Annotated in this window: 18 protein-coding genes and 3 pseudogenes; 9 read left to right on the plus strand and 12 right to left on the minus strand. The window is 71.3% G+C overall.

Features of this window, described 5'->3' with window-relative positions; translation table 11 throughout:
• Nucleotides 1-11: 11 nt before the first annotated feature.
• The 3 genes and pseudogenes from HUT10_RS02570 (at nucleotide 12) to HUT10_RS02580 (ending at nucleotide 9,649) form a co-directional block, all read left to right on the plus strand.
• Nucleotides 12-4,319: a GH92 family glycosyl hydrolase gene (locus HUT10_RS02570; RefSeq protein WP_176169691.1), complete on the plus strand. Its 4,308-nt coding sequence runs from the start codon at nucleotides 12-14 to the stop codon at nucleotides 4,317-4,319.
• 127 nt (nucleotides 4,320-4,446) lie between these two features.
• Nucleotides 4,447-7,568: pseudogene (locus tag HUT10_RS02575) on the plus strand (GH92 family glycosyl hydrolase).
• Nucleotides 7,565-9,649 carry an FUSC family protein gene (locus tag HUT10_RS02580; RefSeq protein ID WP_176177634.1) on the plus strand — a complete coding sequence of 695 codons (2,085 nt, stop codon included), beginning with the start codon at nucleotides 7,565-7,567 and terminating at the stop codon, nucleotides 9,647-9,649. Before HUT10_RS02575 ends, HUT10_RS02580 begins: the two are co-directional and overlap by 4 nt.
• A gap of 62 nt (nucleotides 9,650-9,711) precedes the next feature.
• Here the strand turns inward: HUT10_RS02580 and HUT10_RS02585 are convergent, their stop codons facing one another.
• Nucleotides 9,712-10,341 carry a DUF4360 domain-containing protein gene (locus HUT10_RS02585; protein WP_176169692.1) on the minus strand — a complete coding sequence of 210 codons (630 nt, stop codon included), beginning with the start codon at nucleotides 10,339-10,341 and terminating at the stop codon, nucleotides 9,712-9,714.
• A gap of 511 nt (nucleotides 10,342-10,852) precedes the next feature.
• On the opposite strand from HUT10_RS02585, the gene HUT10_RS02590 reads away from it, so the two are divergent.
• Both HUT10_RS02590 and HUT10_RS02595 read left to right on the plus strand, forming a co-directional pair.
• A complete protein-coding gene (locus HUT10_RS02590; protein ID WP_176169693.1) occupies nucleotides 10,853-11,839 on the plus strand; it encodes a malate dehydrogenase in 987 nt (328 codons plus the stop codon).
• Between the two features lie 125 nt (nucleotides 11,840-11,964).
• Entirely contained in the window at nucleotides 11,965-12,543 is a 579-nt protein-coding gene (locus HUT10_RS02595; RefSeq protein ID WP_176169694.1) for a ClpP family protease, read from the plus strand.
• A gap of 131 nt (nucleotides 12,544-12,674) precedes the next feature.
• Here the strand turns inward: HUT10_RS02595 and HUT10_RS02600 are convergent.
• The 4 genes and pseudogenes from HUT10_RS02600 to HUT10_RS02615 all read right to left on the minus strand — a co-directional run bounded on the left by HUT10_RS02600 (nucleotide 12,675) and on the right by HUT10_RS02615 (nucleotide 17,435).
• A pseudogene (locus tag HUT10_RS02600) lies at nucleotides 12,675-14,728 on the minus strand (M3 family metallopeptidase).
• A 93-nt stretch (nucleotides 14,729-14,821) separates the two neighbouring features.
• Nucleotides 14,822-15,529 carry a histidine phosphatase family protein gene (locus HUT10_RS02605; protein ID WP_176169695.1) on the minus strand — a complete coding sequence of 236 codons (708 nt, stop codon included), beginning with the start codon at nucleotides 15,527-15,529 and terminating at the stop codon, nucleotides 14,822-14,824.
• 24 nt (nucleotides 15,530-15,553) lie between these two features.
• Nucleotides 15,554-16,396 carry an undecaprenyl-diphosphate phosphatase gene (locus HUT10_RS02610; protein WP_176169696.1) on the minus strand — a complete coding sequence of 281 codons (843 nt, stop codon included), beginning with the start codon at nucleotides 16,394-16,396 and terminating at the stop codon, nucleotides 15,554-15,556.
• A 1-nt stretch (nucleotide 16,397) separates the two neighbouring features.
• Nucleotides 16,398-17,435 (minus strand): LLM class F420-dependent oxidoreductase, encoded by a 1,038-nt coding sequence (locus HUT10_RS02615; RefSeq protein ID WP_176169697.1) that lies wholly within the window; start codon nucleotides 17,433-17,435, stop codon nucleotides 16,398-16,400.
• An 87-nt stretch (nucleotides 17,436-17,522) separates the two neighbouring features.
• Here HUT10_RS02615 and HUT10_RS02620 point away from each other — a divergent pair, with 87 nt between their 5' ends.
• The 3 genes from HUT10_RS02620 (at nucleotide 17,523) to HUT10_RS02630 (ending at nucleotide 19,824) form a co-directional block, all read left to right on the plus strand.
• Nucleotides 17,523-18,491, plus strand: a complete 969-nt coding sequence (locus HUT10_RS02620; protein WP_176169698.1) for an aldo/keto reductase — start codon at nucleotides 17,523-17,525, stop codon at nucleotides 18,489-18,491.
• 98 nt (nucleotides 18,492-18,589) lie between these two features.
• The gene (locus HUT10_RS02625; protein WP_176177635.1) at nucleotides 18,590-19,603 is read left to right on the plus strand and encodes a YncE family protein; all 1,014 of its coding nucleotides are present in this window, start codon (nucleotides 18,590-18,592) and stop codon (nucleotides 19,601-19,603) included.
• Entirely contained in the window at nucleotides 19,600-19,824 is a 225-nt protein-coding gene (locus HUT10_RS02630) for a DUF5703 family protein (protein ID WP_176169699.1), read from the plus strand. Before HUT10_RS02625 ends, HUT10_RS02630 begins: the two co-directional genes overlap by 4 nt.
• Here the strand turns inward: HUT10_RS02630 and HUT10_RS02635 are convergent.
• The 3 genes and pseudogenes from HUT10_RS02635 to HUT10_RS02645 form a co-directional block, all read right to left on the minus strand.
• A pseudogene (locus HUT10_RS02635) lies at nucleotides 19,821-20,545 on the minus strand (SRPBCC domain-containing protein). The gene HUT10_RS02630 and the pseudogene HUT10_RS02635 overlap by 4 nt on opposite strands.
• 1 nt (nucleotide 20,546) lies before the next feature.
• The gene (locus tag HUT10_RS02640; RefSeq protein WP_176169701.1) at nucleotides 20,547-21,134 is read right to left on the minus strand and encodes a helix-turn-helix domain-containing protein; all 588 of its coding nucleotides are present in this window, start codon (nucleotides 21,132-21,134) and stop codon (nucleotides 20,547-20,549) included.
• A 31-nt stretch (nucleotides 21,135-21,165) separates the two neighbouring features.
• Nucleotides 21,166-21,543 carry a MerR family transcriptional regulator gene (locus HUT10_RS02645; protein ID WP_176169702.1) on the minus strand — a complete coding sequence of 126 codons (378 nt, stop codon included), beginning with the start codon at nucleotides 21,541-21,543 and terminating at the stop codon, nucleotides 21,166-21,168.
• Nucleotides 21,544-21,571: 28 nt separating this feature from the next.
• Here HUT10_RS02645 and HUT10_RS02650 point away from each other — a divergent pair, with 28 nt between their 5' ends.
• Nucleotides 21,572-22,255: a methyltransferase domain-containing protein gene (locus HUT10_RS02650; protein ID WP_176169703.1), complete on the plus strand. Its 684-nt coding sequence runs from the start codon at nucleotides 21,572-21,574 to the stop codon at nucleotides 22,253-22,255.
• 2 nt (nucleotides 22,256-22,257) lie between these two features.
• Here HUT10_RS02650 and HUT10_RS02655 read toward each other — a convergent pair whose 3' ends face one another.
• From HUT10_RS02655 to HUT10_RS02670, 4 genes are all read right to left on the minus strand, one after another.
• The gene (locus HUT10_RS02655; protein WP_176169704.1) at nucleotides 22,258-23,139 is read right to left on the minus strand and encodes an alpha/beta fold hydrolase; all 882 of its coding nucleotides are present in this window, start codon (nucleotides 23,137-23,139) and stop codon (nucleotides 22,258-22,260) included.
• Nucleotides 23,139-24,461: a M20/M25/M40 family metallo-hydrolase gene (locus tag HUT10_RS02660; RefSeq protein WP_176169705.1), complete on the minus strand. Its 1,323-nt coding sequence runs from the start codon at nucleotides 24,459-24,461 to the stop codon at nucleotides 23,139-23,141. Before HUT10_RS02660 ends, HUT10_RS02655 begins: the two co-directional genes overlap by 1 nt.
• A gap of 82 nt (nucleotides 24,462-24,543) precedes the next feature.
• Nucleotides 24,544-25,323, minus strand: a complete 780-nt coding sequence (locus tag HUT10_RS02665) for an NYN domain-containing protein (RefSeq protein ID WP_176169706.1) — start codon at nucleotides 25,321-25,323, stop codon at nucleotides 24,544-24,546.
• Between the two features lie 84 nt (nucleotides 25,324-25,407).
• Entirely contained in the window at nucleotides 25,408-26,322 is a 915-nt protein-coding gene (locus HUT10_RS02670) for a LacI family DNA-binding transcriptional regulator (protein WP_176169707.1), read from the minus strand.
• Nucleotide 26,323: the final 1 nt, after the last annotated feature.

Raw genomic sequence — 26,323 nt, forward strand, 5'->3', positions numbered from 1 at the left:
TTGGAGCAACGATGCCCCGAAGCGCCAGACCGCCGGTCGCTTTCCTGGTGACCGCCGCCGTGGTCGCCGCCGGCCTGGTCGCCATCCCCGCGGCCTCGTCCGCCGCCGAAGACGCCCTTCCCGCCGACTTTTCGTCCTCCTTCGAGCCCGGTGACGTCCAGCCGACGTGGACCGACACGGTCGACACCGACGCGGCGGGCAAGCCGCGCGCGTCCGGGATCAACGGCGCCAACGGCACCGCGATCCCCGGCGACATCCGCGGCAAGGTGACCGAAACCAGCGCCAGCAGCGAGAACACCGGCGGCGGCGAGGTCGTCTCCAACCTCGTCGACGGCACCACCGACACCAAGTGGCTGTCCTGGGACCCCACCGCGTGGGCGCAGATCAACCTGTCCGAGGCCACTTCGATCACGCACTACGCGATCTCCTCGGCCAACGACTTCGACGAGCGCGACCCCAAGGACTGGACCCTGCAGGGCTCCAACGACGCGAGCAGCTGGACGGACCTGGACAAGCAGACCGACCAGGCGTTCACCGCGCGGTTCCAGCAGAAGGACTACCGGCTGGCCGCCCCGAGCGCCGCGTACAAGTACTACCGGCTCGACGTCACGCGCAACAACGGCGGGCCGATCCTGCAGCTGTCGGAGCTGCTGCTGGCCAACGACGACCCGGCTCCGCCGCCGCTGCCTAACATGCGCAGCTTCGTCGACTCCGGCCCGACCAGCGGCTACACGAACAAGAACCGCGTCGGCTTCACCGGGCTCAAGGCGTTCCGCTACTCCGGCAGCCAGACCCAGGCCCACGGCTGGTCCTACAACAAGATCTTCGACGTGAACATCCCGGTCGTGCCCTCGACCGAGCTGTCCTACAAGGTGCAGCCGCAGTTCATCACCGGCGACCTGAAGTACCCGAGCACCAACGTCGCCATCGACCTGGCCTTCACCGACGGCACCTACCTGCGCAACCTGGGCGCGACCGACCAGTACGGCTTCCCGCTGACGCCCGAGGGCCAGGGCGCGTCGAAGGTGCTCTACGCCAACCAGTGGAACCTGGTGCGCTCGGCGATCGGTCAGGTCGCCAAGGGCAAGACCATCGACCGGATCCTGGTCGGCTACGACAACCCCAACGGCCCGGGCACGCTGCAGGGCTGGCTCGACGACGTCAAGGTCTCCGCGACACCGACGCCGCCGGCGAGCACCCGTCCGAGTGACAATGTGGTCACCACCCGGGGCACGATGGCCAACAGCACCTTCTCCCGCGGCAACAACTTCCCGGCCACCGCGGTGCCGCACGGGTTCAACTTCTGGACCCCGGTCACCGACGCCGGTTCGACCAGCTGGCTCTACAACTACAGCACCCAGAACAACGCGCAGAACCTCCCGCAGCTGCAGGCGTTCAGCGTCAGCCACGAGCCCAGCCCGTGGATGGGTGACCGGCAGGCGTTCCAGGTGATGCCGTCCGCGGCCACCGGGGTTCCGGACGCCAACCGCGACGCGCGGGCGCTGCCGTTCAAGCACAGCGACGAGGTCGCGCGGGCGCACTACTACGGCGTGCAGTTCCAGAACGGGATCAAGACCGAGATCGCCCCGACCGACCACGCGGCGATGTTCCGGTTCTCCTTCCCGGGCGCGGACTCGAGCCTGATCTTCGACAGCGTCAACAACTCCGCGGGCCTCACGCTCGACAACGCCACCGGCACGCTGTCGGGCTACACCGACACCGGCGTGTACGCCGGCGCGGGGCGGATGTTCGTCTACGCCACCTTCGACAAGCCGGTCACCGCCGGCGGCAAGCTCACCGGGCAGGGCCGCGACAACGTCACCGGCTACCTGCGCTTCGACGCCGGCGCCGGCAAGACCGTGAACATGCGGATCGCGACCTCGCTGATCAGCGTGGAGCAGGCGAAGAAGAACCTCGCCCTGGAGATCGCGCCCGCGGCGACCTTCGACTCGGTGCGCGACGCGGCCCAGAAGGCCTGGGACGACCAGCTGAAGGTCGTCGAAGTCGAGGGCGCGTCGAAGGACCAGCTCACGACGCTCTACTCGAACCTCTACCGGCTGTTCCTCTACCCGAACTCGCAGTTCGAGAACACCGGCACGGCGCAGAAGCCCGCCTACCAGTACGCCAGCCCGGTCTCGCCGAAGACCGGCGCGGACACCGCGACCCGGACCGGGTCGAAGGTGGCCGACGGGCAGATGTACGTCAACAACGGCTTCTGGGACACCTACCGCACGACGTGGCCGGCGTACTCGCTGCTCACGCCGGACATGGCCGGGAAGATGGTCGACGGGTTCGTGCAGCAGTACCGCGACGGCGGCTGGATCGCGCGCTGGTCCTCCCCCGGCTACGCGGACCTGATGACCGGCACCAGCTCGGACGTCGCGTTCGCCGACGCCTACCTCAAGGGCGTGCGCAACTTCGACGTCAAGTCGGCCTACGACGCGGCGATCAAGAACGCCACGGTGACGCCGCCGAACTCCGCGGTCGGCCGCAAGGGGCTGGACCAGGGCATCTTCCTCGGCTACACGCCCAACACCGCCAGCGAGGGCTTCTCGTGGGCGATCGAGGGCTACGTCAACGACTTCGGCATCGCCAACCTGTCGAAGAAGCTGGCCGAGGAGGCGGCGCCGAACGACCCGCGCAAGGCGGAGTACCAGGAGAACTACGAGTACTTCACCAGCCGCGCCCAGCAGTACGTGAACCTGTTCGACCCGAGCGTCGGGTTCTTCCAGGGCAAGGACGCCAGCGGCAAGTTCACCAAGACCAAGGACCAGTACGACCCGCGTTCGTGGGGCGGGGACTACACCGAGACCGACGGCTGGGGCATGGCGTTCACCGTGCCGCAGGACGGCCGGGGCCTGGCCAACCTCTACGGCGGCAAGGCCGGGCTGGCGACCAAGCTCGACCAGTTCTTCGCCGACCAGGAGACCGCCACCTTCCCCGGCTCCTACGGGGGCGTGATCCACGAGATGAGGGAGGCGCGGGACGTGCGGATGGGCCAGTACGGCCACTCCAACCAGCCGGCCCACCACCTGCTCTACATGTACGACTACGCGGGTCAGCCGGCCAAGACCCAGGCGAAGGTCCGCGAAGCGCTGTCGCGGCTGTACAACGGCAGCGAGATCGGCCAGGGCTACGCCGGTGACGAGGACAACGGCGAGATGTCCGCGTGGTACATCTTCAGTGCGCTGGGCTTCTACCCGCTGCAGATGGGCAGCCCGGACTACGCGATCGGGTCGCCGCTGTTCAAGAAGGCGACGATCCACCTGGCCGGCGGCAAGGACCTGGTGATCAACGCGCCGAAGAACAGCGCGAAGAACGTCTACGTCCAGGGCGTGAAGGTCAACGGCAAGGCGTACACCTCGACGTCGCTGCCGCACGACCTGATCGCCCGCGGCGGGGTCATCGACTTCGACATGGGCCCGAACCCCTCGAACTGGGGCACCGGCCCGAACGACGCGCCGAAGTCGATCACCACGGGCGACGCGGTGGCGACACCGCTGCACGACGAGACCGGCGCGGGCAAGGGCACGCTGTCCACTTCGGACGGCTCCGACGCCGGCGCGTTGATCGACAACACCTCGCGCACCCAGGCCGCCGTCACCGGCGCCCTGCAGTACCAGCTCGACAACACCGACGAGGCCGTCACGCACTACACGCTGACGTCCCAGACCGGTGCGGGTGACCCCAAGAGCTGGGTGCTGAAGGGCTCCTACGACGGCAAGACGTGGGCGGTGGCCGACAAGCAGGAGAACCAGGCGTTCAGCTGGCGGCAGCAGACCCGCGCGTTCAAGGTGGCCGCCCCGGCGCACTACGCCTACTACCGGCTCGAAGTGACCGCGACCAGCACCGGCGCCCCGGCGCAGCTGGCGGAGTTCGAGCTGCTGGGCAAGCCGGACGCGGCGTGCACGAAGACGATCACGGGTGCCTCCTCCGGCCCGCTGTCGGTGACGTCCGGCACGGTGTGCCTGCAGGACGCGACGGTGTCCGGCCCGGTCACCGTCGCACCCGGCGCGTCCCTGATCGTCCGCGGCGGTTCGGTCAAGGGACCGCTGTCGGCCACCGGCGCGGCCCAGGTGGTGCTGAACCGCACCAAGGTGGGCGGCCCGGTGGCGATCACCGGCGTGACCGGGGCGGTGTCGATCGAGCTGACCGACATCGGCGGCCCGGTCGCCCTGACCGGCAACCACGGGCCGGTGCTCACCTCGAGCACGGTGGGCGGCCCGCTGGCGTGCGCGGTGAACGACCCGGCACCGACCGACCACGACCTGCCGAACACGGTTCGGGGGCCGGTCGCGGGGCAGTGCGCGACGATCTAGGTCCGCAGCGAGTCCGGGAAGGCCACCTCGAGCAGCTCGGGGTGGCCTTCCCGCGTTCGGGCACCCGCGCGGCCGGGAAGGCAGCGTCGCGGCGCGGCTTGGGCCGTTCGGCCGATACGGTGGTCGCATGCCCGATGCCGTGTTCTTCTCGTCCTTCGAATCCGGTGATCCGCAGCCGGCGGACCCCCGGCTGACGATCGACAACGGCCCCGGCCGCTCACCCACCGCCAAGACCGGCGTCGGCTTCACCGGGCTGAAGGCCCTGCGCTACACCGCCCGGCCCCACGCCGTCCTGTTCGAACTCGACGTGCCCGTCACCGCGCGCACCGAGCTGTCCTATGTGGTCTTCCCGGAAGCCGACGGCGACATCCCGGCCTACCACGCCACCCGCGCCTGCCTCGACGTCGAGTTCGCCGACGGCACCGCCGCCGGGTTCGAGCCGGTCGACGACAAGACGCTGTGGGTGGACCAGTGGAACCTCGTCCGCCGCCCGCTCGGGGCGTTCGCCGGGCGGCGGATCGCCCGGCTCGTGCTGCGCACCGACGCGCCGGGGGAGATCACCGGCTGGCTCGACGACGTCCGGATCGCCGAGCGCCCCGACCCGCCGCGCGACCCGGTCGACTGCGTCCGCACCACCCGCGGCACCCACTCCAGCGGCGAGTTCTCCCGCGGCAACAACTTCCCGGCCACGGCGGTGCCGCACGGGTTCAACTTCTGGACCCCGGTCACCGACGCCGCCGTCACCAACTGGCTCTACTCCTACCACCGCCACAACGACGAACGGAACCGGACGGCGCTGCAGGCGTTCGCGCTGTCGCACCAGCCGAGCCCGTGGATGGGCGACCGGCACACCTTCCACCTCATGCCGGGCACCGGCCCGGTCGAGCCCGACCGCCGCAAGCGCGCCCTGGCCTTCTCCCACGACGACGAGACCGACGCCCCGCACCACTACCGGGTCCGGTTCGCCAACGGGATGACCGCCGAGCTCGCCCCGACGTCGCACGCGGCGATCATGCGGTTCACCTTCCCGGACAAACACGGCTGGCTGCTGTTCGACAACGTCCGCAACCGCGGCCGCATCCGGATCGACCCCGACACCGGCGTGATCACCGGCTACACCCGGGTCCGCAGCCGCCTGTCGGCCGGGGCGCGCCGGATGTTCGTCTACGCCGTCACCGACGCCCCCGCCACCCGCGGCGCCAAGGTGCACTTCCCGCCGTGGCGGCGGGTCTCGGGCTACTTCGAGTTCGACGGCCCCGACGTGACGCTGCGGATCGCGACGTCGCTGATCAGCCTCGCCCAGGCCAAGCGCAACCTGGAGCTGGAGATCCCGGCCGGGACCACGGTCGCGGAAGTGGCCGCCCAGGCGCGGCGGCGCTGGCAGGACGAGCTCGGCCGCGTCGAGGTCGAAGGCGCCACCGAAGACCAGCGCACGACGCTGTACTCCAACCTCTACCGGCTGTTCCTCTACCCGAACGAGGCACACGAGAACACGCCGAAGGGCATCCGGCACGCCAGCCCGGTCGTGCGCCGGTGGTGGCCGAGCACCCGGCGGCGCACCGGCGCGAAAGTCGTCGACGGCGAGCTGTACGTCAACAACGGCTTCTGGGACACCTACCGCACCACCTGGCCCGCCTACGCGCTGCTCGCCCCGGAACGCTGCGGCCGGATGATCGACGGGTTCGTCCAGCAGTACCGCGAAGGCGGCTGGATCGCCCGCTGGTCCTCCCCCGGCTACGCCGACCTCATGACCGGCACCAGCTCGGACGTCGCCTTCGCCGACGCCTACCTCAAGGGCGTCCGCGGCTTCGACGTCGAGGCCGCCTTCGACGCCGGGCTGAAGAACGCCACCGTCACCCCGCCGCGCCGCGCGGTCGGCCGCAAGGGCCTCGAAGAGTCGATCTTCCTGCACTACACGCCGGTGTCGGTCCACGAAGGACTGTCCTGGGCACTGGAAGGCTGCATCAACGACTTCGGTCTGGCCAACCTCGCCGCCGAGCTGTCCCGGGAAAGCGAAGGCGCGCGAGCCCGCCGGTACGCCGACTACGCCGACTACTTCCGCGAGCGTGCGAAGCACTACGTCCACCACTTCGACCCGGAGATCGGCTTCTTCCAGGGCCGCCACCGCGACGGCCGCCGCAAGTTCGCCCCGCAAGGCTACGACCCGGCCGCCTGGGGCGGCGACTTCGTCGAAACCAACGCCTGGAACACCGCCTTCACCGCACCCCACGACGGCCCCGGCCTCGCCGCCCTCCACGGCGGCACCGCCGGCCTGGAAGCCAAGCTCGACACCTTCTTCGCCACCCCCGAAACCGGCCGCCGCCCCGGCGCCTACGGCGGGCTGATCCACGAGATGACCGAGGCCCGCGACGTCCGGATGGGCCAGTACGGCCACTCCAACCAGCCCTCGCACCACATCCCCTACATCTACAACCACGTCGGCGCGCCGCGAAAACCCAGGCCGTCGTGCGGGAGGTGCTGCGGCGGCTCTACCTCGGCAGCGACATCGGCCAGGGCTACCCCGGCGACGAGGACAACGGCGAGATGTCCGCCTGGTACGTCTTCAGCGCCCTCGGCTTCTACCCGCTGCAGATGGGCAGCCCGCGCTACGCCATCGGCTCACCCCTGTTCGAAAAGGCCACCGTGCACCTGGGCGAAGGCCGGAAGCTGGTCGTCCACGCCCCCGGCAACACCGACGAGACCGTCTACGTCCGCGGCCTCACCGTCAACGGCCGTCCGCACGAGACCACCTCGATCGCCCACGCCACCCTCGCCGCCGGCGCCGAACTCGTCTTCGACCTGGGCACCGAACCGGCGGACTGGGGCGCCCCACCCCCACCGGCCGCGCACCCGGACCCCGCCACCGACCTCACCGGCACCGCGACCAGCTCCGACGGCACCAAGACCGGCGCGCTGTTCGACGACACCACCCGCACCCAGGTCACCTTCCGGAGCGCCACCCCGTCGATCGAGTTCACCGTCACCGGCGAACCCCGCGAAGTCACCCTCTACACCCTGACCTCCGGCACCCGCCGCGGCGACCCGAGCGCCTGGGTCCTGGAAGGCTCCGACGACGGCGAGCACTGGACCACCCTCGACGAACGCGAGGGCGAACTGTTCCGCTGGCGGTGCCAGACCCGTCCGTTCGTCCTCGCCACCCCGGCCGCGCACGCCCGCTACCGGCTGCGGATCACCGCGACCCGCGGCCGCCGCGCCACCCTCGCCCAATGGGAGCTCCTCGCCCGATGAACCGGTTCCGCACCGCCGCTCTCGACCGGCTCGTCGCGGCCGACCCCGGCCTGGTCCGGCTGCGGCTGGCCGGCTCCGCCGTGCTCGGCATCGTCCTCGCCGTCGCCGCGCTGCTGCCCGCCCACGTCCCGCTCACCGTCACCCTCGTCGGCGCCATCGCCGCGATGATGACCGCCTTCACCGTCAACGACCCCACCCCGGGCGGCCAGGCCGTCACCCTCGTCCTGGCCTTCCTCACCGGCGCCGCGTCGATCACCGTGGCCAGCCTCGGCTCCGCGAGGCCCCCGCTGGACAGCATCGTGTTCGTCCTGCTGATCTTCGTCGCCGTCTACGCCCAGCGCTTCGGCGCCCGCGGCACCGCGCTCGGCTCGATCGCCTTCTTCCTGTTCTTCTTCCCGATGTTCCTGCAGGCCCACGTCAAGCAGGTACCGCAGCTGCTGATGGCGCTCGCCGTCGGCGTCCTCGCCAACGCCGTCGTCCGGTTCGTCCTGATGCGGCACAACGCCGAGGCCGAGTTCCTCCGCGTCCGCCGCGCCTTCCGCGCCCGCCTCGGTGCGGTCTTGCGCGCCACCGAGGCCCACCTCGCGGTGTCAGGCAGCGAACGCACCCGCAAACAGCTGCGCTCGGCGCTGGCCCGGCTCCACGAGTGCGTCCTGCTCATCGAGGACGCCGCCCCCGACGTCCTCGACGCCCGTGCCGCCGACCGGCTGCGCCGCCGCGCCATCGAAGTCGAGCTCGCCGTCGGCTGGCTGGCGATCACCGTCCAGCGCACCTGCTCCGAGGAACTCGCCGCCGACGTCCGCGACGACCTCATCGCCCGGCTCGCCCGCTTCCGCGCCCTGATGGAACGCGACCCGCGGGAACTACCGCTGATCAGCGAAACCGGCGAGTACAGCCGGATGCTCGTCGAAGGCAGCCGCATCGACGAACACGCCGCCCCCGGCGACGGCGTCCGCAAAGCACTGGCCGAACTCGCACTGGCCGACGACCGCGCCCAGCGCGCCGCCGCCCCGGAGACCGCGGCGGACCCGCTCGAGGAAGACGACGCCGAACCGACTCGCGCGTTCGCCTACGACAACCGCACCCGCAGCGCGATCCAGGCCGTCGTCGGCGGCGGCCTCGCCGTGCTCGGCGGCACCCTCGTCTCCCACCAGCGCTGGTACTGGGCCGTGCTCACCGTGTTCGTCGTGTTCATCGGCGCCTCCAGCGCCGGCGCCACCTTCGTCAAGGGCATCCGCCGCCTCGGCGGCACCCTGATCGGCATCCTCGGCGGCGTCCTGCTCGCACTGCTGGTCGGCGGCAACACCGCCGCCACCCTCGCCCTCATCCTCGTGTGCGTCTTCGGGATGGTCTACACCGCACGCGTGTCCCAGGTGGTGATGGCCTTCTTCGTCACCAGCATGCTCGGGCTGCTCTACAGCCTGCTCGGCACCTTCAGCCTCGAAGTGCTCTGGATCCGCGTCGCCGAGACCGCCGTCGGCGCGGTCGCCGGCATCCTCGCCGCGGTCGTCATCGTCCCGGTCCGCACCCGCTCGGTCATGCTCGACGACATCAACACGGTGCTCGACGACCTCGAAGAGTTCCTCGAGCACACCCGCGGCCTCCTCGCCGGCGAGGAGAACGTCAACATCATCGAACTCTCCCGCGACCTCGACCGCAGCGTCGACCAGGTCCGCACCACCATCGAACCACTGACCCACCCGGTGAACCTCCGCAGCGCCCGCCGCGACTACGGCTGGCACGTGCTCACCACCCTGGAAACCATCGCCTTCCGCGCCCGCCACGTCGCCGCCCGCGCCCAGCCCGGCCAGCTCACCGGCGCCGACGCCGACCGCCTGCGGCAGTTCACCGGACGGCTGCTGGCCAACATCGACGTCCTCCGCAAAGCGCTCGACGCGCCGGGTGGCCCCACACCCGGCACGCTCGTGCGCGACGACGGCACCCCGGTCTCCGACCGCGTGGAAGCGGCCGAAACCCGTGCCGTCCTCTCCAGCCTCAGCCACCTCGACGAGGCCCTCGTCTCCCTCGGCCGCGTCTTCGGCCTCGAAGCCACCGACCCCCGGGCCACGGCGAAGCCCTGACCGGGGCGGCGCAGCCCGGTCGGCCGCGCCGCCCCTCTGGACCTCCGGTCACCCGGAGCCGATCACGGGCAGGTCAGCCACGCGAAGTGGTACGTGGTGGTGATGCTGCCGTCGGTCGAGTCCATCGTGACGTAGCTCGTCGTCTTCTTCGGATCCGACGTACCCACCGCGGCCCGCAATTCCGTGTTGATGTTCAGATTGCGTTCCTCTCCACAGGGCTTGAACACGATAGCCCCGACCTCCGTGGAATCAGTGAAATGCCAGTCATCCTCGAAAGGCCCGGTGAGCGGATGCTGAACGTAGGCCGTCGGCGAATTGCCCTGGAAATAGTAGTTGGCCCTTTCCAGGCCGGTCGAGCCGCGTTCCAGGTGCGCGAATCCGCGGTAGTCAGCCTGCGCGATTCCGTAGGTGAAGCCCTGCGGCACGTGCACCCGCAGGCCGATCTGGCAGTTCTTCCTGGCGTCCAGCGGCCCGGCGCCGACCCCGACCAACGCCGTGTAAGCGCTATAGGTCACGGTGAACGCCGTGTTGTCCTGCGAGACAGCCACCGCGGACGTGCCCGTCGGACAACCGGTACCGATGGCGTTGACGACGTCGATGACAATTTTGTCGGGCGGCGGAGGAGTGTTCCACGAATGCGGGGCGACCACAGAAGACAGCGCCATTACGGCAGCAACGACCGCAGACAGCATCGGAATCCTTCCCAATACATTCAAATTGGGGACGGGGGCCGAACCATGGTAGCGAAAGGATCATGGAAGGAAACCCCGCTGAACGGAGCAACGCTGGACAGACGTCCCACCAAGCGGCATTGCTCACGTTTCGACAAATTTCGTAAAGCCCATTCCGCGTGCCCGTGAATAAATGCGCACGGAAAACGATTTCGCGCCCCCGCTCCCCCGGCGCCCGCCCGCGATCACCGCGCGACGTCCGGCTCGGCCGATCAGCACCGCCGCCCGCGCACCGCACCACCACCCGGCGGGAACGCACCCGATCGGGCTCAGGTACATCGCCGCCCGCCACCGGCGCCCACCGGCGCCGCCCACGCCCGCACCGCCGCCCACGCCTCCGACCAGGCCCTCGCCACCCGAACCCCCCGAAAAGCGATCCTCGCAACAGTGACTGGACGCACCCAACCGGCAACCCCGAGGAGGGATAGGCTCCACACCACTAGCCAAAGTCGTCTCAAGCTGGAGAACCGCAATGACCCAAGCCCCCGTCAACGTGACCGTCACCGGCGCCGCCGGCCAGATCGGCTACGCGCTGCTCTTCCGCATCGCTTCCGGTCAGCTCCTCGGCCAGGACGTCCCGGTGAAGCTGCGGCTCCTCGAGATCCCGCAGGCGGTCAAGGCGGCCGAGGGCACCGCCATGGAGCTCGAAGACGGCGCATTCCCGCTCCTCGCCGGCACCGACATCTTCGACGACCCCAAGCAGGCCTTCGAAGGCACCAACATCGCCCTCCTCGTCGGCGCCCGCCCCCGCAGCAAGGGCATGGAGCGCGGCGACCTCCTCGAAGCCAACGGCGGCATCTTCAAGCCACAGGGCGAAGCCATCAACGCCGGCGCCGCCGACGACATCAAGGTCCTCGTCGTCGGCAACCCCGCCAACACCAACGCCCTCATCGCCCGCTCGCACGCCCCCGACGTGCCCGCCGACCGCTTCACCGCGATGACCCGCCTCGACCACAACCGCGCCCTCGCCCAGCTCTCCAAGAAGCTCGGCGTACCGGTGACCGAGCTCAAGAAGGTCGCCATCTGGGGCAACCACTCCGCCACCCAGTACCCCTCGGTCCAGCACGCCGAATTCGGCGGCAAGGCCATCGCCGACGCCGTCGACCAGGCCTGGCTCGAGAACGACTTCATCCCCACCGTCGCCAAGCGCGGCGCCGCCATCATCGAAGCCCGCGGCCTCTCCTCCGCCGCCTCGGCCGCCTCCGCCGCCATCGACCACGTCCACACCTGGGTCAACGGCACCCCGGCCGGCGACTGGACCTCCGCCGCCGTCGCCTCCGACGGCTCCTACGGCGTCCCCGAAGGCCTCATCTCCTCCTTCCCGGTCACCGCCGAGAACGGCCAGTACAAGATCGTCCAGGGCCTCGAGATCGACGACTTCTCCCGCGCCCGCATCGACGCCTCCGTCGCCGAGCTCGTCGAGGAGCGCGACACCGTGCAGAAGCTCGGCCTCATCTGAGCCGACCCACCGAACCGGGGCCGCCGTCCGCACTGGACGGCGGCCCCGGTTCGCGTCCGGCGAACACCGCACGCTCACAGCGAAACCCCCACCGCGAACCCGTTCACGCGCCCTACCGTCGCCCCATGACCCTTCTCGCCGCAGCCGACATGCAGGCCCCCGTCCAGTCCCCCGACGACTCGGTCTACCAGCAGCTCCTGCGCGACCGCATCGTCTTCCTCGGCTCCGAAGTCACCGACGAGGTCGCCAACCGCATCGTCGCCCAGCTGCTCCTGCTCGCCGCCGACGACCCGGCGAAGGACATCACCTTCTACATCAACTCACCGGGCGGCTCGGTCACCGCCGGCATGGCCATCTACGACACCATGCAGCTCGTCAAACCCGACGTCGCCACCTACGGCCTCGGCTTCGTCGCCTCCATGGGCCAGTTCCTGCTCTCCTCCGGCACCCCCGGCAAGCGCTACCTGCTGCCCAACACCCGGATCGTCATGCACCAGCCCTCGGCAGGCATCGGCGGCGCCGCCACCGACATCGCCATCCAGGCCGAGGTCTTCGGCAGGATGAAGCGCCGCATCGCGGAGATCACCGCACGCCAGACGGGCCAGACCGTCGAACGCATCACCGCCGACGCCGACCGGGACCGCTGGTTCGACGCCGACGAAGCACTGGCGTACGGCTTCGTGGACCACATCGTCGCCGGCTGAGCCGGTCCCCTCGTTCTTTGCGTTCTTTGCACGACAGCAGCCGGGGCAATTTTTTTTGAAAATCGCCCCGGCGTATAGGTCGTTATACATTTGGTGAGATCGCCGGTGTGACCCGGGTCGGGCCGGCGGGGTCAGGCGCCGCCGAGCCCTCGGCGGGCCAGCAGCGGTTCGATCTCCGGGTCGCGGCCGCGGAAGGCACGGAAGGCGTCCATCGGGTCGATGCTGCCGCCCCGGCCGAGCAGGGTGCGGCGGAAGTGGTCGCCGTTCTCCCTGGCCAGTCCCCCGTTTTCGCGGAACCACTGGACGGTGTCGGCGTCGAGGACCTCGCTCCAGATGTAGGAGTAGTACCCAGCGCTGTAGCCGCCGCTGAAGATGTGGGCGAAGTACGTCGTGCGGTAACGCGGCGGGATCGCGTCCACGGCCACACCGGCCTTCACCAGTGCCTCCGCCTCGAAGCGCTGCACCTCCCCCACGCGGTCATCGACGCCGAGGCCGTGCCAAGCCTGGTCGAGCAGTGACGCCGCCAGGTACTCGGTGGTGGAGAAGCCTTCGCCGTACTGCTGAGCGGCCAGCAGCTTGTCCACCTGCTCCTGCGGCAGCGCCTCACCCGTCTCGTGGTGCTTCGCGTAGTTGGCGAGGACTTCCGGCCACAGCATCCACATCTCGTTGACCTGCGAGGGGTACTCGACGAAGTCCCGGGGCACGTTGGTGCCGGAAAAGGTCGGGTAGCGGACCGCCGAAACCAGCGCGTGGAGGGCGTGACCGAACTCGTGGAACGCCGTGACGACCTCGTCGAAGGTCAGCAGGGTCGGCTCCCCCGCCGGCGGCTTGTTCACGTTGAGCACGTTCACCACGACCGTCTTGCGGCCGAGCAGCTCGGACTGGTCGACGAAGGTGTTCATCCAGGCGCCGCCGCGCTTGGCGTCGCGGGTGTACAGGTCGAGCAGGTACAGGCCGAGCGGGGTGCCGTCGGCGTCGAAGACCTCGAAGGTCCGGACCTCCGGGTGGTACTTCGGCAGGTCGTCGCGTTCGGTGAACGTCAGGCCGTACAGCTTCGTCGCGGCGAAGAAGACGCCGTCGAGGTACACGCGGTCGGCCTCGAAGTACGGCCGCAGCGCCTCGGTGTCGACCTCGAAACGCTCGCGGCGGACCTGGGCGGCGTAGAACGGCCAGTCCGACGGCCGCAGCGTCGCGCCCGGCACGTCCGCTTCCAGCAGCTCCTGCAGCTCGGCGGCTTCCGCGCGGGCGTTCGCGACCGCGGCCGGCGCCAGCCGCTCCAGCAACCCGGCGGCGGCTTCGGCCGTCTTCGCCGTCTCGTCCGCGATGACGTACGCGGCGTGGTTCGGGTAGCCGAGCAGCACGGCCCGTTCCGCGCGCAGGCGGACGATCTCGGCGACGACGGCGTTGTTGTCGAAGGCGTTGCCGCGGTTGCCCCGCGCCATCGACGCGGTGTGGATGCGCTCGCGCACGTCCCGGTTGCGCAGGGTCTCCAGCGGCGACGCCTGGCTCGTCGGCAGGCTCAGGGTGAGCACGTACTTGCCGTCCTCACCGCGGGCGGACGCCGCTTCGGCCGCGGTGGCGATCGCGCCTTCGCCGAAGCCGTCGAGCTCGGCGCGGTCGGTGATGACGACGGCCAGCTCGTTGGTGTCCTTGAGCAGGTTCTGCTGGAACTTCGTCTGCCACGTGGAGAGCTGCTCGTTGAGCTCGCGCAGGCGGGCCTGCTCGGCCGCGCCGAGACCGGCGCCGGCCCGGCTGAAGTCGGTGTGGCGCCGCTCCAGCAGCCGCAGCGACTCCTCGTCCAGCCCCAGCTCGCCGCGGCGGGCGTGGAGGGCGTCGATCCGGGCGAACAGCTGCGGGTTCAGGTGGATCGCGTCGTGGTGGGCGGCCAGCCTCGGCGCGAACTCCGCCTGGATGGCCTGGATCTCGTCGGTGCTGTTGGAGCCGGCCAGGTTGTAGAACACGCTCGCCACCCGGCCCAGCAGCTCGCCGGCGCGCTCGAGGGCCACGATCGTGTTCTCGAACGTGGGCTCGGCGTCCTGCTCGGCGATCTGCTCGATCTCCGCCGCGTGCTCGCCAGCCCGGCCTCGAACGCGGGCCGGTAGTGCTCGTCGGAGATCCGGTCGAAGGGCGGCAGGGCGTAGGGCAGCTCGCTGGGTGCGGCGAACGGATTGTCCGGCGAAATCATCGGGCAGGCTCCTGGTCGGGGACAGACACTCGGTCTTGCCACCCTACGGGGTCCACCTGGGTCGATGTCAGCGCTTTCCGGAGGTGGCCGCGGTCACCGGCCCGTGGTACCGCCCACCACGGCGTCGCTGCTCGAGGCCGCCTTTTTGCCCCGTTTCGGCTTGGGCTCGGGCGGCACGATGCCGCGCAGGTCACCACCGTGGTCGTTGACGCGCATCACGAACGGCCGCGTCTCGGTGTAGCGCACGACGGAGATCGACGCCGGGTCGACGACGATCCGCTGGAAGGCGTCCAGGTGCTGGCCGAGCGCGTCGGCGAGGATGGACTTGATCACGTCGCCGTGGCTGCACAGCAGCCACACGGCGTGGTCGCCGTGCTCGGCGGTGATCCGCCGGTCGTGCGCCCGGACGGCGGCCACCGACCGCGCCTGCATCGCCGCCAGCCCTTCGCCGCCCGGGAACACCGCGGCCGACGCGTGGGCCTGCACGACCCGCCAGAGCGGTTCCTTGGCCAGGTGCTTGAGCTCCCTGCCGGTCCAGTCGCCGTAGTCCACTTCGGACAGCCCGGGCTCGACGACCTTGTCGAGCCCCCTGGCCGCCGCCAGGGGGCCGACGGTCTGCTTGCACCGCAGCATCGGCGACACGACGAGCCCCGCGAGGGGCACGCCGTCGAGCCGCTCGACGAGCTTCTCCGCCTGGGCGCGACCGGTGTCGTCGAGGTTGACCTTGGGCGACCGCCCGGCCAGGATGCCGGAGCCGTTGGCCGTCGACTTGCCGTGCCGGAGCAGAATGACCGTACTCACGGACCCCAGCCTACGTGGCCGCGATCAATGGCCGACCGGGCCCGCGTTCGGGTCGAGGACACCGCTGAAGATCAGCACGAACAGCAGCACGCCCAGCACCAGCCGGTAGACCACGAACGGCACGAAGCTGCGCTTCTTGATGTAGGCCATCAGCCAGGCGATCACCGCGTACCCGACGCCGAAGGCGACCAGCGTGGCCAGGATCGTCGGCCCCCACTGGGCGGGCACGCCACCCGCGCCGATGTCCTTGAGCTTGTACACGCCCGACCCGAACACAGCCGGCAGCGCCAGCAGGAACGAGTACTCGGCCGCCTCGGCGCGGGTGTAGCCCAGCAGCAGGCCCGCGCTCGTCGTGCCGCCCGAGCGGGACACGCCGGGGATCAGGGCCAGCGCCTGCGCGAAGCCGAAGCCCAGCCCGTGCGGCACGGTCAGGTCGTCCAGCGTCCGGTCCTGCCTGCCGATCCGGTCGGCGACCAGCAGGATCACGCCGAACACTATGAGCACGGTCGCGGTGATCCGCAGGTCGCGGAACGCGCTGTCGATCTGGTCCTGCAGCAGCAGCCCGAGCACCACGATCGGCAGCGAGCCGACGATGATCAGCCAGCCCAGCCGGGCGTCCGGGTCGCGGCGCCACTCCGCCTTGTACAGCGAGAAGAACCAGGCCCGCAGGATCTTGCCGATCTTCGGCCCGAAGTAGATGATCACCGCCAGCTCGGTGCCGATCTGGGTGACGGCGGTGAACGCCGCGCCCGGGTCGTCCCAGCCCGCCAGCGCCGCGACGATCCGCAGGTGCGCGCTGGAGGAGATCGGCAGGAACTCGGTCAGGCCCTGGACCAGGCCCAGCACCAGTGCCTCGAACCACCCCACGTCAGGCCACCCCCGCCAGCTCGAGGGCCTCGACCGCCGTGCGCAGCGCCGCGGCCGGCTCCGGCGTGTAGGGCGACACCGACAGGGTCGTCACGCCGGCTTCGGCGTATTCCGTCATCTTCTCCGCGATCCGTTCCTTCGGACCCAGCAGCGACGTCGCATCGAGGAACTCCGGCGGCACCGCCGCCATCGCCCCCGCCCGGTCGCCCGCCAGGTACTTCTCCTGCACTTCGGCGGCCTCGGCCGCGAATCCCATCCGGCACGCCAGCCGGTTGTAGAAGTTCTTCTCCCTGCTTCCCATCCCCCCGAGGTAGAGCGCCGCGTAGCCGCGGACGGCGTCCGCGCACACCCGCCAGTCGTCGCCGGGCACCAGCGGCACCGACGGGACGACGTCGAAGCCCTCCAGCGTGCGCCCGGCCCGCTCGGCGCCGGCGCGGACGTGGGCCAGCTGCTCCCCCGCGTGGGCCGGCGAGAAGAACACCGGCAGCCAGCCGTCGGCGATCTCCCCGGCCAGCTCCAGGTTCTTCGGGCCGATCGCCGCCAGGTACAGCGGGATGTGCTTGCGGGCGGGGCGCACGGTCAGCCGCAGCGCCTTCCCCGGGCCGTCCGGCAGCGGCAGCGTGAAGTGCTCGCCCTCGAACCTCAGCCGCTCCCGGCGCAGCGCGGTCCGCACGATCTGCGCGTACTCCCGGGTGCGGCTCACCGGCGAGGCGAACCGGACGCCGTGCCAGCCTTCCGACACCTGCGGGCCGGACACGCCGAGGCCGAGCCGGAACCGGCCGCCCGAGAGCGTGTCGAGGGTCGCGGCGGTCATTGCCGTCATCGCCGGGGTGCGCGCCGGGATCTGCAGCACGGCGGCCCCGACGTCGATCCGCGACGTCTGCGCCGCGATCCAGGTGAGCACGGTCACCGCGTCCGAGCCGTAGGCTTCGGCGGCCCACACGACGGCGTAGCCGAGGTCCTCCGCCTGTTTCGCCAGTGCCAGGTTCGCGGGGTCGTTCCCCGCGCCCCAGTAGCCGAGATTGAGTCCGAGTCGCACGGGGCCAGACCCTAACGGGGGGCCATGATCGCGACACGACTCACCTTGGTCTCCTCCGGGGGAGGCCGCCCACTAGGCTCGGCGGTCGTGGAAAAGCGACTGCTCGGCCGCTCGGGACTGCGCGTCTCCCGTATGGCGCTCGGCACCATGACCTGGGGTGGCGACACCGACGCGGAGGAGGCCGCCAGCCAGCTGGTCGCCTTCGTCGACGCCGGCGGCACCCTGGTGGACACGGCCGACATCTACGGCGAGGGCGAGAGCGAGCGGGTGCTCGGCTCGCTGCTGGGCGACCTCGTGCCCCGCGAAGACGTCGTGCTCGCGACGAAAGCCGTCGCCAAGCGCACCGACGGCCCGTTCGGCGGCGGCGCCTCGCGCGGCGCGCTGCTCACCGCGCTCGACGGCTCGCTCCGCCGGCTCGGCACCGACCACATCGACCTCTGGCAGCTGCACGCCTGGGACGGCTGCGTGCCGCTCGCCGAGACGCTCTCCGCTCTCGAGTACGCCGTGACCAGCGGAAAGGTCCGTTACGTCGGCGTCTCGAACTACGCGGGCTGGCAGCTGGCCACCGCCGCCGCCGGCGCCCCGGCGATCGCCCCCATCGTCTCCACCCAGGTCGAGTACTCGCTGCTGGAGCGCGGCGTGGACCGCGAAGTGGTGCCGGCCGCCGAACACCACGGCATCGGGCTGCTGCCCTGGGCGCCGCTCGGCCGCGGCGTGCTGACCGGCAAGTACCGCACCGGCACGCCCGCCGACTCCCGCGGCGCGAACAGCGCCTACGCCGGGTACGTCGAGCACCACCGCACCGACCGCGCCGCCCGGATCGTGCAGGCCGTCGCGACGGCCGCCGACGGGCTCGGCACGTCCCCGCTCTCAGTGGCGCTGGCCTGGGTCCGCGACCGGCCCGGCGTCGTCGCCCCGGTCGTCGGGGCCCGCGACACCGGCCAGCTCACCGGCTCGCTGACCGCCGAGGACATCACCCTGCCGCCCGCCATCCGGTCCGCGCTCGACGACGTCAGCGCGATCGAGGTCGGCTACCCCGAACGCTGGCCCCGGTGAGCGCCAGGTGTCTGTTCGGTGACACGCACGTGACGGCACGGGGATCAAGGAGCATGCTGGTGAAGACCAACCGCCGAGGAGCGCCTGGAGGCCGCAACGTGCATCGGCTCGCCGCCGTGTCGTGGATCGCGCTCCCGCTCGCCGGTGCCCTGGTGCTCGCGGGCTGCTCGTCGGCCAAGTCGAACTCCGACGAGCTGCAGATCGTGGCGAACCCGGTCGCCGCGCGCCCGGCCGTCTCCCCCGCCGTCACGGTGAAACCCGCCGGTCAGGTGCTCGGCTCGGGTTCGGTCTCGGCGGTGGCCGTGGACCCGAAGACCTCGACCCTCGTCGTTGCGGTCCCTGCTCCCCCGGCTTTGCGGCTGTACGACTTGAACGCGCTCGCGTCACCGCCGGTGAATATGCCGTTATACGGTCCGGCGTCGCGGCTGACCGTGACGCCGGGGAAGGTCGAGATCGCCGAGCCCGGCCAGGGTGTGGTGCAGCAGCTGAGCCTGCCGGACCGGAAGCTGACGGAGACGAAGACGGGCGGGCAGCCGGCGTCGAGCATCGCCTACGGCGCCGATCGGCTGGTCGCGATGGGTGCGGGCAAGGACGTGCAGGTGCTGCCGCCGGCCGGGCCGGCGCGGACGATCGGCGGGCAGCTCTACAGCGCCGACGACGTGGTCGACACCGGGGACGGCGTGGTGGTGCTGGACCGGCTGCGGACGGCGGTGTTCTCGCTCGACGTCGCCGCCGGGAAGGTGGACGAGGGCCTGCGGGCCGGCGACGGCGCCGCGAACGCCGTGGCCGACTCCTACGGCCGGGTGCTGGTGACCGACGCGCGGGCGGGGGCGTTGATCGCGTTCTCGGCTTCGCCGCTGATCATGCGCCAGCGCTTCCCGGTGCCCGGTGGGGCGTACGGGATCGCCTACGACGCGCGGCGGAGCCTGGCCTGGGTGACGCTGACCGAACGCAACGAAGTGGTGGGGTTCGACGTCCGCGGCGGCGAACCCGTGGAGAAGTACCGGTTCCCCACCGTGCGCCAGCCGGACTCGGTGGGGGTGGACGAGAACAGCGGCCGGGTGGTCATCGGCTCGGCCGCCGGAGAAGGGACCCAGGTGATCCAGCCATGACGACGGTCGGCGAGGCGGTGGTCGAAGGGGATTGGGAGTACCGCCGCCTGCACCTCCCCCCGGGCGTGTCCCGGCGCGCGGCGGCGACCCAGCTCTCCATCCACGCGGAGTTCGCGGGCTGGGAACTGCGCACGGTCCGGCTTTACGCCGACGGCACGCGCCGGGTCTGGCTGCGCCGCAAGAAGACGGCGCAGAGCCTCCCCGGCGCCCTGCCGACCTAACCGAACACGCGGTTCAGCCAGTCACCCCAGGTCTTTTCCTCGACGTCCGCGGCGGCGCCCGGGTGAACACGGCGTGGCAGGCGACCATCGCGCCGTGGAAGCCGCGGACGAACCGGAACATCGCCTCCGGCGTCCGCACGCCCACCGTCTGGTCGTTCACCGCGTACACGATCCCCTCCTGGCCGATCCGGACCCGGTCGCCCTCGGCCGGGCGCGCCGGCAGCCCCAGTTCCGCACCGAGCCGCGCCCACGCCTCGTCCCAGTCCGCCACCGGTGGCCCGAACGCGGTCACCGGCGTTGCCGTCCGGCCCGCGAAGTGCGTCACGTACTCGGCCAGGGTGCGGAAGAACAGCGCGCCGCCCGCGGTCATCGCCTCGAACTCGTCCTCCCAGTCGTCGCCCGGGAGGAAGCCGCTCGTCACGCAGCGGATCACGGTACTGCCGCCGTCCCGGCCCTCGACGAGGAACTCGTAGGCGATCCGGCGTCCGTCCGGTGCGGTCGCGCCGTAGGCGAGCTTCCGCGGCGGCTCCCACTCCCCGATCCGGAACTCGGGCCGGTACTCGCCGAAGGCGCCGCGGACCGTGCCGCCGGTGCCGCCCTCGACCTCGTTGCGGCCCATGAACCAGGAGTCGATGCCCGGCCCGGTCGCGATGGCTTCCCACACCTGCTCCGGGGTCGCGGCGACGTCGGCCAGGTCGGTCAGTTCGAATTCGTGTCCCACTTCAGGACTCCTCCGGAACGCTCGGGTGCACGGCGACGACCACCCGGTACGGGCGGCCCTTCTCGGCCGTTTCGTCGTGGTACTTCCCCACCAGTGCGGTGACGGCGGCGGTCAGCTCCTCGGCGAACGCGGCCCGGTCGGCGGCGGAGGCGAACCGCACCTCGCCGTCGAGCGCGAATGTCGCCAGGCGCTGCCGGGCCTTGGCGGCGCCGGTGATCAGCAGGCCGACGTCGCGCACGAGCCGGCCGGCGACGGCGAGCAGCCAGCGCGCCGAAAGCCGGTCCGGTGAGCGGGCCGGGTCCGGCTGCACCGCGGCCAGCGCCGTCGGCGAGATGACGTACGACGCCGCCGTCGCCTGCATCATCCGCTCGGTGACGTTGCCCTTGCGGCGTTCCTCGACCAGCTCCACCAGGCCGTGGCTTTCCAGCGCCCGCAGGTGGTAGTTCACCTTCTGGCGCGGCAGGCCGACCCGCGCCGCGAGCATCGTCGCCGACGCCGGCTCGGCCAGTTCGGCCAGCAGCCGCGCCCGGACCGGGTCCAGCGACACCTCGGCCGCCGCCGCGTCTTCGATCACCGCAACCGGAAACATGCGCCCAGCATGCTGCCGAACAGATAATTTGTCAAGAACGATCGAGCTGTCGGTTCAGGAGGCTCTGGAAGTGCGGGCACGTCATGAGGTCGTCGTGCGGGCAGTCGCCGTCGAGCAGCTCCAGCGCCGCCTGGGCACGGGCGATCCGCGCCCGCAGCCGGTCCCGCTGCCGGGCCGCCATGGCCGCCCGGCCGGCCGCGGACCGGTCGGTCAGCATCGACCGGATGTCCGCGAGTTCGAACCCGGCTTCCTTGGCGACCAGGATCGCGGCCACCCGGCGCACATCCGCGTCGGTGTAGCGGCGCCGGGCCCCGTCGCGGGCGGGCGTCAGCAGCCCCTCCGCTTCCCAGTAGCGCAGCACGTGGGCCGGCAACCCGAACCGGGCGGCCACTTCGCCGATTGACTTCATGGCGGCATTAAGTCGCAGGATGGGCGCCATGTCCACGTTGCTCCCCCTCCTCGACGCCCTCGACGACCGTCCACAAGCCATCGAACTGCGGGAACGCACCTACCGGGGCCTCGGCGAGACCGTGGTCGACGTCGGCTGCGGCAGCGGCCGGGCCGTCGGCGAACTCGCCGCGCGCGGGGTGCGCGCCATCGGCGTCGACGCCGACCCCGCCATGGTCGAGGTCGCCGCCGCGCGCCGGCCGGACGGCGAGTTCCACGTCGCCGACGCCACCGCCCTGCCGCTCGACGACGGCTCGGTCACCGGCTACCGCGCCGACAAGGTCCTGCACGTCCTGCCGGACCCCGCGCTCGCCGTCGCCGAGGCCCGCCGTGTCCTGGCCCCCGCCGGCCGGGCGGTGCTCACCGGCCAGGACTGGGACACCGTCGTGATCGACTCCGACGACCCCGCCCGTACCCGCTCGATCGTGCACACCCGCGCCGACGGCATGCCGCACCCGCGGATCGCCCGGCGGTACCGGAACCTCCTGCTGGACCACGGGTTCACCGACGTCACGGTCGAGGTCCACACGCTCGTGTGGACCGACGCGGCGGCCCTGCCGGTGCTGGCCAACCTCGGCGGCGACGGCGCCTGGCTCGACGAGCAGACGGCCCGGGCCCGCGCCGACCGGCTGTTCGTGGCCGTGCCGATCTTCGTGGCCGCCGGGACCCGCTGACCTCAGCTCCGGTGCGCCGTGTTGACCAGCGCGACCACCCGCGGCAGCACCTGGGCCGCGGCCTCCAGCGGCACGACGTGCCCGACCCCGGGCAGCACCACCGCCGTCCCGTTGCCGAGGCCCTGGACCCACTGCTCGACGTCGGCGGCCCGGACGATCCGGTCCCGCTCCCCCACGATCGCCGTCACCGGCAGGCCGGCGACCTGCGCCAAGGCCGCCTCGCGCGCGTAGGCGTCCATGGCCGGGCGGAACAGCGACACCGTGTGGGGCCAGTTGCCGCGGATCATCTTCACCGTCAGCTCGACCAGGTCCGGGTCCGGGTCGTCGCCGAACAGCCACCAGCGCAGGCCCGCGCTGACCGCCCGGCTGGTGTGCTCCCGCACCACGCCGAACAGCTTGGAACCGAGCACTGCCTCGAGGTCGCGGGCCAGCTTCCCCAGCGCGTTCGGCCAGGTCGCCGACACCTCGGCGGCCAGCGTGCCCGACGACGTCGCCAGCAGCACCAGGCCCGAAACCCGTGCCTCGAACACCGAAGGGTGCCGCTGGGACAGCGACATGATGGCCAGGCCGCCCATGTCGTGCCCGACCAGCACCACGCGTCCGTCGGGCACTTCGCGGGCCAGCAGCTCGGCGAGGTCGTCGCCGAGCTGGGCCATGGTCGCGGTGCCGCGCCGCGCCCGCCCCGAGCCGCCGTGGCCGCGCTGGTCGTAGGTCAGCACGGCCACCGGGCCATCCGCCGCGTCCGGCACCAGCGGCGCGATCCGGCCCCAGCTGCGCTGGTCGAGCGCGTAGCCGTGGACGAACACGACGGTCACCGGCGCGCTCGGGTCGCCCCTGCGGATCACCTGCAGGGGCGTGCCGTCGGCGAGCGCGAACCCGGTCATCAGGACGTGCGCAGGAACCGGTCCAGGACGCGGGTGCCGAACTTCAGCGCTTCGACCGGGACGCGCTCGTCCACGCCGTGGAACAGCGCCGAGAAGTCGAGGTCGGCGGGCAGCTTGAGCGGCGCGAAGCCGAAGTTGCGGATGCCCAGCTGCTGGAACGACTTCGCGTCGGTGCCGCCGGAGAGCATGTACGGCAGCGTCTTCGCTCCCGGGTCCTCGGCGAGCACCGCGGCGCTCATCGCGTCCACGAGCGCGCCGTCGAACGTCGTCTCGACCGGCGGGAGCTCCATCCACTCCTTCTCGATGTCCGGGCCGAGCAGCTCGTCGAGCTCCCGGTCGAAGGCCTCCAGGCGGCCCGGCAGGATCCGGCAGTCGACCGCGGCCTCGGCGACCGACGGGATGACGTTCGACTTGTACCCGGCGGTGAGCATGGTCGGGTTGGCCGTGTCGCGCAGGGTCGCGCCGATCATCCGGGAGATGTTGCCCAGCTTCGCGACCGAGCCCTCCAGGTCGTCCTCCGGGAAGTCCCAGCCGGTGATCTCGGTGACGCCGGCGAGGAACTCCTTCACCGAGTCGGAGAGCACGAGCGGGAACCGGTGGTTGCCGAGCTTGGCCACGGCTTCCGAGAGCTTCGTCACGGCGTTGTCGCGGTGGATCATCGAGCCGTGCCCGGCGGTGCCGCGCACGCGCAGCTTCATCCAGCGGATGCCCTTTTCGGCCGTTTCGATGAGGTAGGCGCGGACGTCGTCCTTGAGCGTGATCGAGAAGCCGCCGACCTCGCTGATCGCCTCGGTGACGCCCTCGAACAGCTCGGGCCGGTTCTCGACCAGCCACTGGGCGCCGTACTTGCCGCCGGCCTCCTCGTCGGCCAGGAAGGCGAAGACGAGGTCCCGCGGCGGCACGACGTTGTTCAGCTTGTAGTGCCGGGCCAGCGCGAGCGCCATCCCGCACATGTCCTTCATGTCGACCGCGCCGCGGCCCCAGACGTAGTCGTCCTGGATGGCGCCCGAGAACGGGTGGACCGACCACTCGGACGCATCGGCGGGCACGGCGTCGAGGTGACCGTGGATCAGCAGGGCACCCCGTGACCGGTCGGCCCCTTCGAGCCGGACGATGACGTTGTGCCGGTCCTTCCCGCCCGACTCGACGTAGGTGATCTCGTAGCCGGCGTCGGTCAGCTTCTCGGCCACGTACTCCGCCGCCGCCCGCTCGCCGACCAGCGTGTCGGGATCGCCGGTGTTGGTCGTGTCGATGCGGATGAGCTCACTGGTCAGCGTGACGGCCTCGGCCGCGGCGGCTTCGATCAGGTTCGGTTCGGTCACCGGCCATTCCTATCATTGGCGCCGCCGGACGCGCTGGCCGTGGGACCGGCAGGTCCGGCTGATCGCCGCGCCGGATACGGCGTTATACGGGTTCACCCTGGCGTCGCCGGTCGCGCACGTAGATGACCGGCGGTTTGTCCTCGCCCGGGCTGCGGCGGTTCATTTCGAACAGCGTGGTCGCGGCGATCAGGTCACTGAGCTTGGCGTAGCCGTAGGTGCGGGAGTCGAAGTCCGGACGTTGCTTCGTGACGATGTTCCCGATGGCCGACAGCGAGGCCCAGCCGTCGTCGTCGGAGGCGGCTTCGGCGGCGTTGCGCAGCAGTGCTGTCAGCGCGACGTCGCTCGCGAGCTGCGCGGCGCGAGCGGACGGCACCTGCGCGGGGGCCGAGTCGGCCGGCGCGGCCGCGCTGCCGGGGTAGCCGAGGTTCTCGACGTAGATGAACTTGTCGCACGCCGCGACGAACGGCTTGGGTGTCTTGCGTTCACCGAAGCCGTACACGGTGAGGCCCGATTCGCGCAGGCGCGCCGCCAGCCGCGTGAAGTCGGAATCGCTGGAGACGATGCAGAACCCGTCGAAGCGATCGGAGTACAGCAGGTCCATCGCGTCGATGACCATCGCCGCGTCGGTCGCGTTCTTGCCGGTGGTGTAGGCGAACTGCTGGATCGGCTGGATCGACTGGGCCAGCAGCTGGTCCTTCCAGCCTTTCAGGCTCGTCCCGGTCCAGTCGCCGTATGCGCGCTTCACGTGCGCGGTGCCGTACTTGGCCACTTCGGCCAGCAGCGCCTCGGTGATCCCGGGCCGGGCGTTGTCCGCGTCGATGAGCACCGCCAGCTTGGCGGCGGTCTCACTGGCTGTGGCCATGCTGTGCCCCTCGTCCTTCGCCGCGGCCGGGCGAACCCGTCGTTCCGGGGTCTCCCCCGGCTGTCCCGAGTGGATTCTGCCCGACTACAGCGGCCTCTCCCGAACCGGCGCGATCGTCGCCCCGGCCACGGGCGGGCAGGCGAGCAGCCGCTGCTCCCCCGCCCCCGTGGCCACGACGGACGCCAGCAGCCGCACCGCCTCGCGGCCGAGTTCGCGCCGGGGTACCTCGAAGCCGCTCAACTGCGAGGCGGCCGGTGCGCGGCCCAAAACCGCGAGGGAAACATCCCCCGGGATCGACGCCGCGTGCTGGGCGCGCTGGGCCGCGGCGACCACCGGCTCGTCGACGACCAGCGCGGTCACGCCTTCCCGGAGCCAGCCCTGGACCGCGGCCGGGTCGTGGCCGATGGTCAGGCCGGTGCCCGCGGACCGGACTCCGCGTTCGCGCTCGCGCGCCGCCGGGGTGTCGGCCGGGTCGCGCAGGTAGCCGATGCGGTGGTGGCCCGCCTCCCGCAGCCGGGTGATCACCTCCGCCGAAGCCGCGGCGTAGTCCGCGTCGACCCACGGGACGCGGGCGCCGAGGTCCGTGCAGCGTCCGATGTGGACGATCGGGTAGCCGGCGGCGAGCTGCTCCGCGGGGACGGGGCCGCCGAGGATCAGGCAGCCGTCGGCGAGCCGGCTGCGGCGGGGGAACCCGGGGCCGGGCGCGGTGAACATGATGAGGTCCTTGCCGAGCGCGGCGGCCTCCGCCTCGATGCCGGCCAGGATCTCCTGGTGCGCTTCGAACGCCGGGGCGGCGGCGCAGATGCCGAAGAGGCCGTGGCCCGCCTGCCGCTTCGCCAGCGGGTCGGCGTAACCGAGGCGCCGGGCGGTCTCCAGCACGCGCAGCCGGGTCGACTCGGCCAGCCGGACGCCGGTGCGGTTGCCGCCCAGCACCACCGAAACCGTCGCCTGGGAAACCCCCGCCACCCGCGCGATGTCGGCCTGCCGCACCCTGCCCATC

The sequence above is a fragment of the Amycolatopsis sp. Hca4 genome (genome assembly GCF_013364075.1).
GTDB lineage: Bacteria > Actinomycetota > Actinomycetes > Mycobacteriales > Pseudonocardiaceae > Amycolatopsis.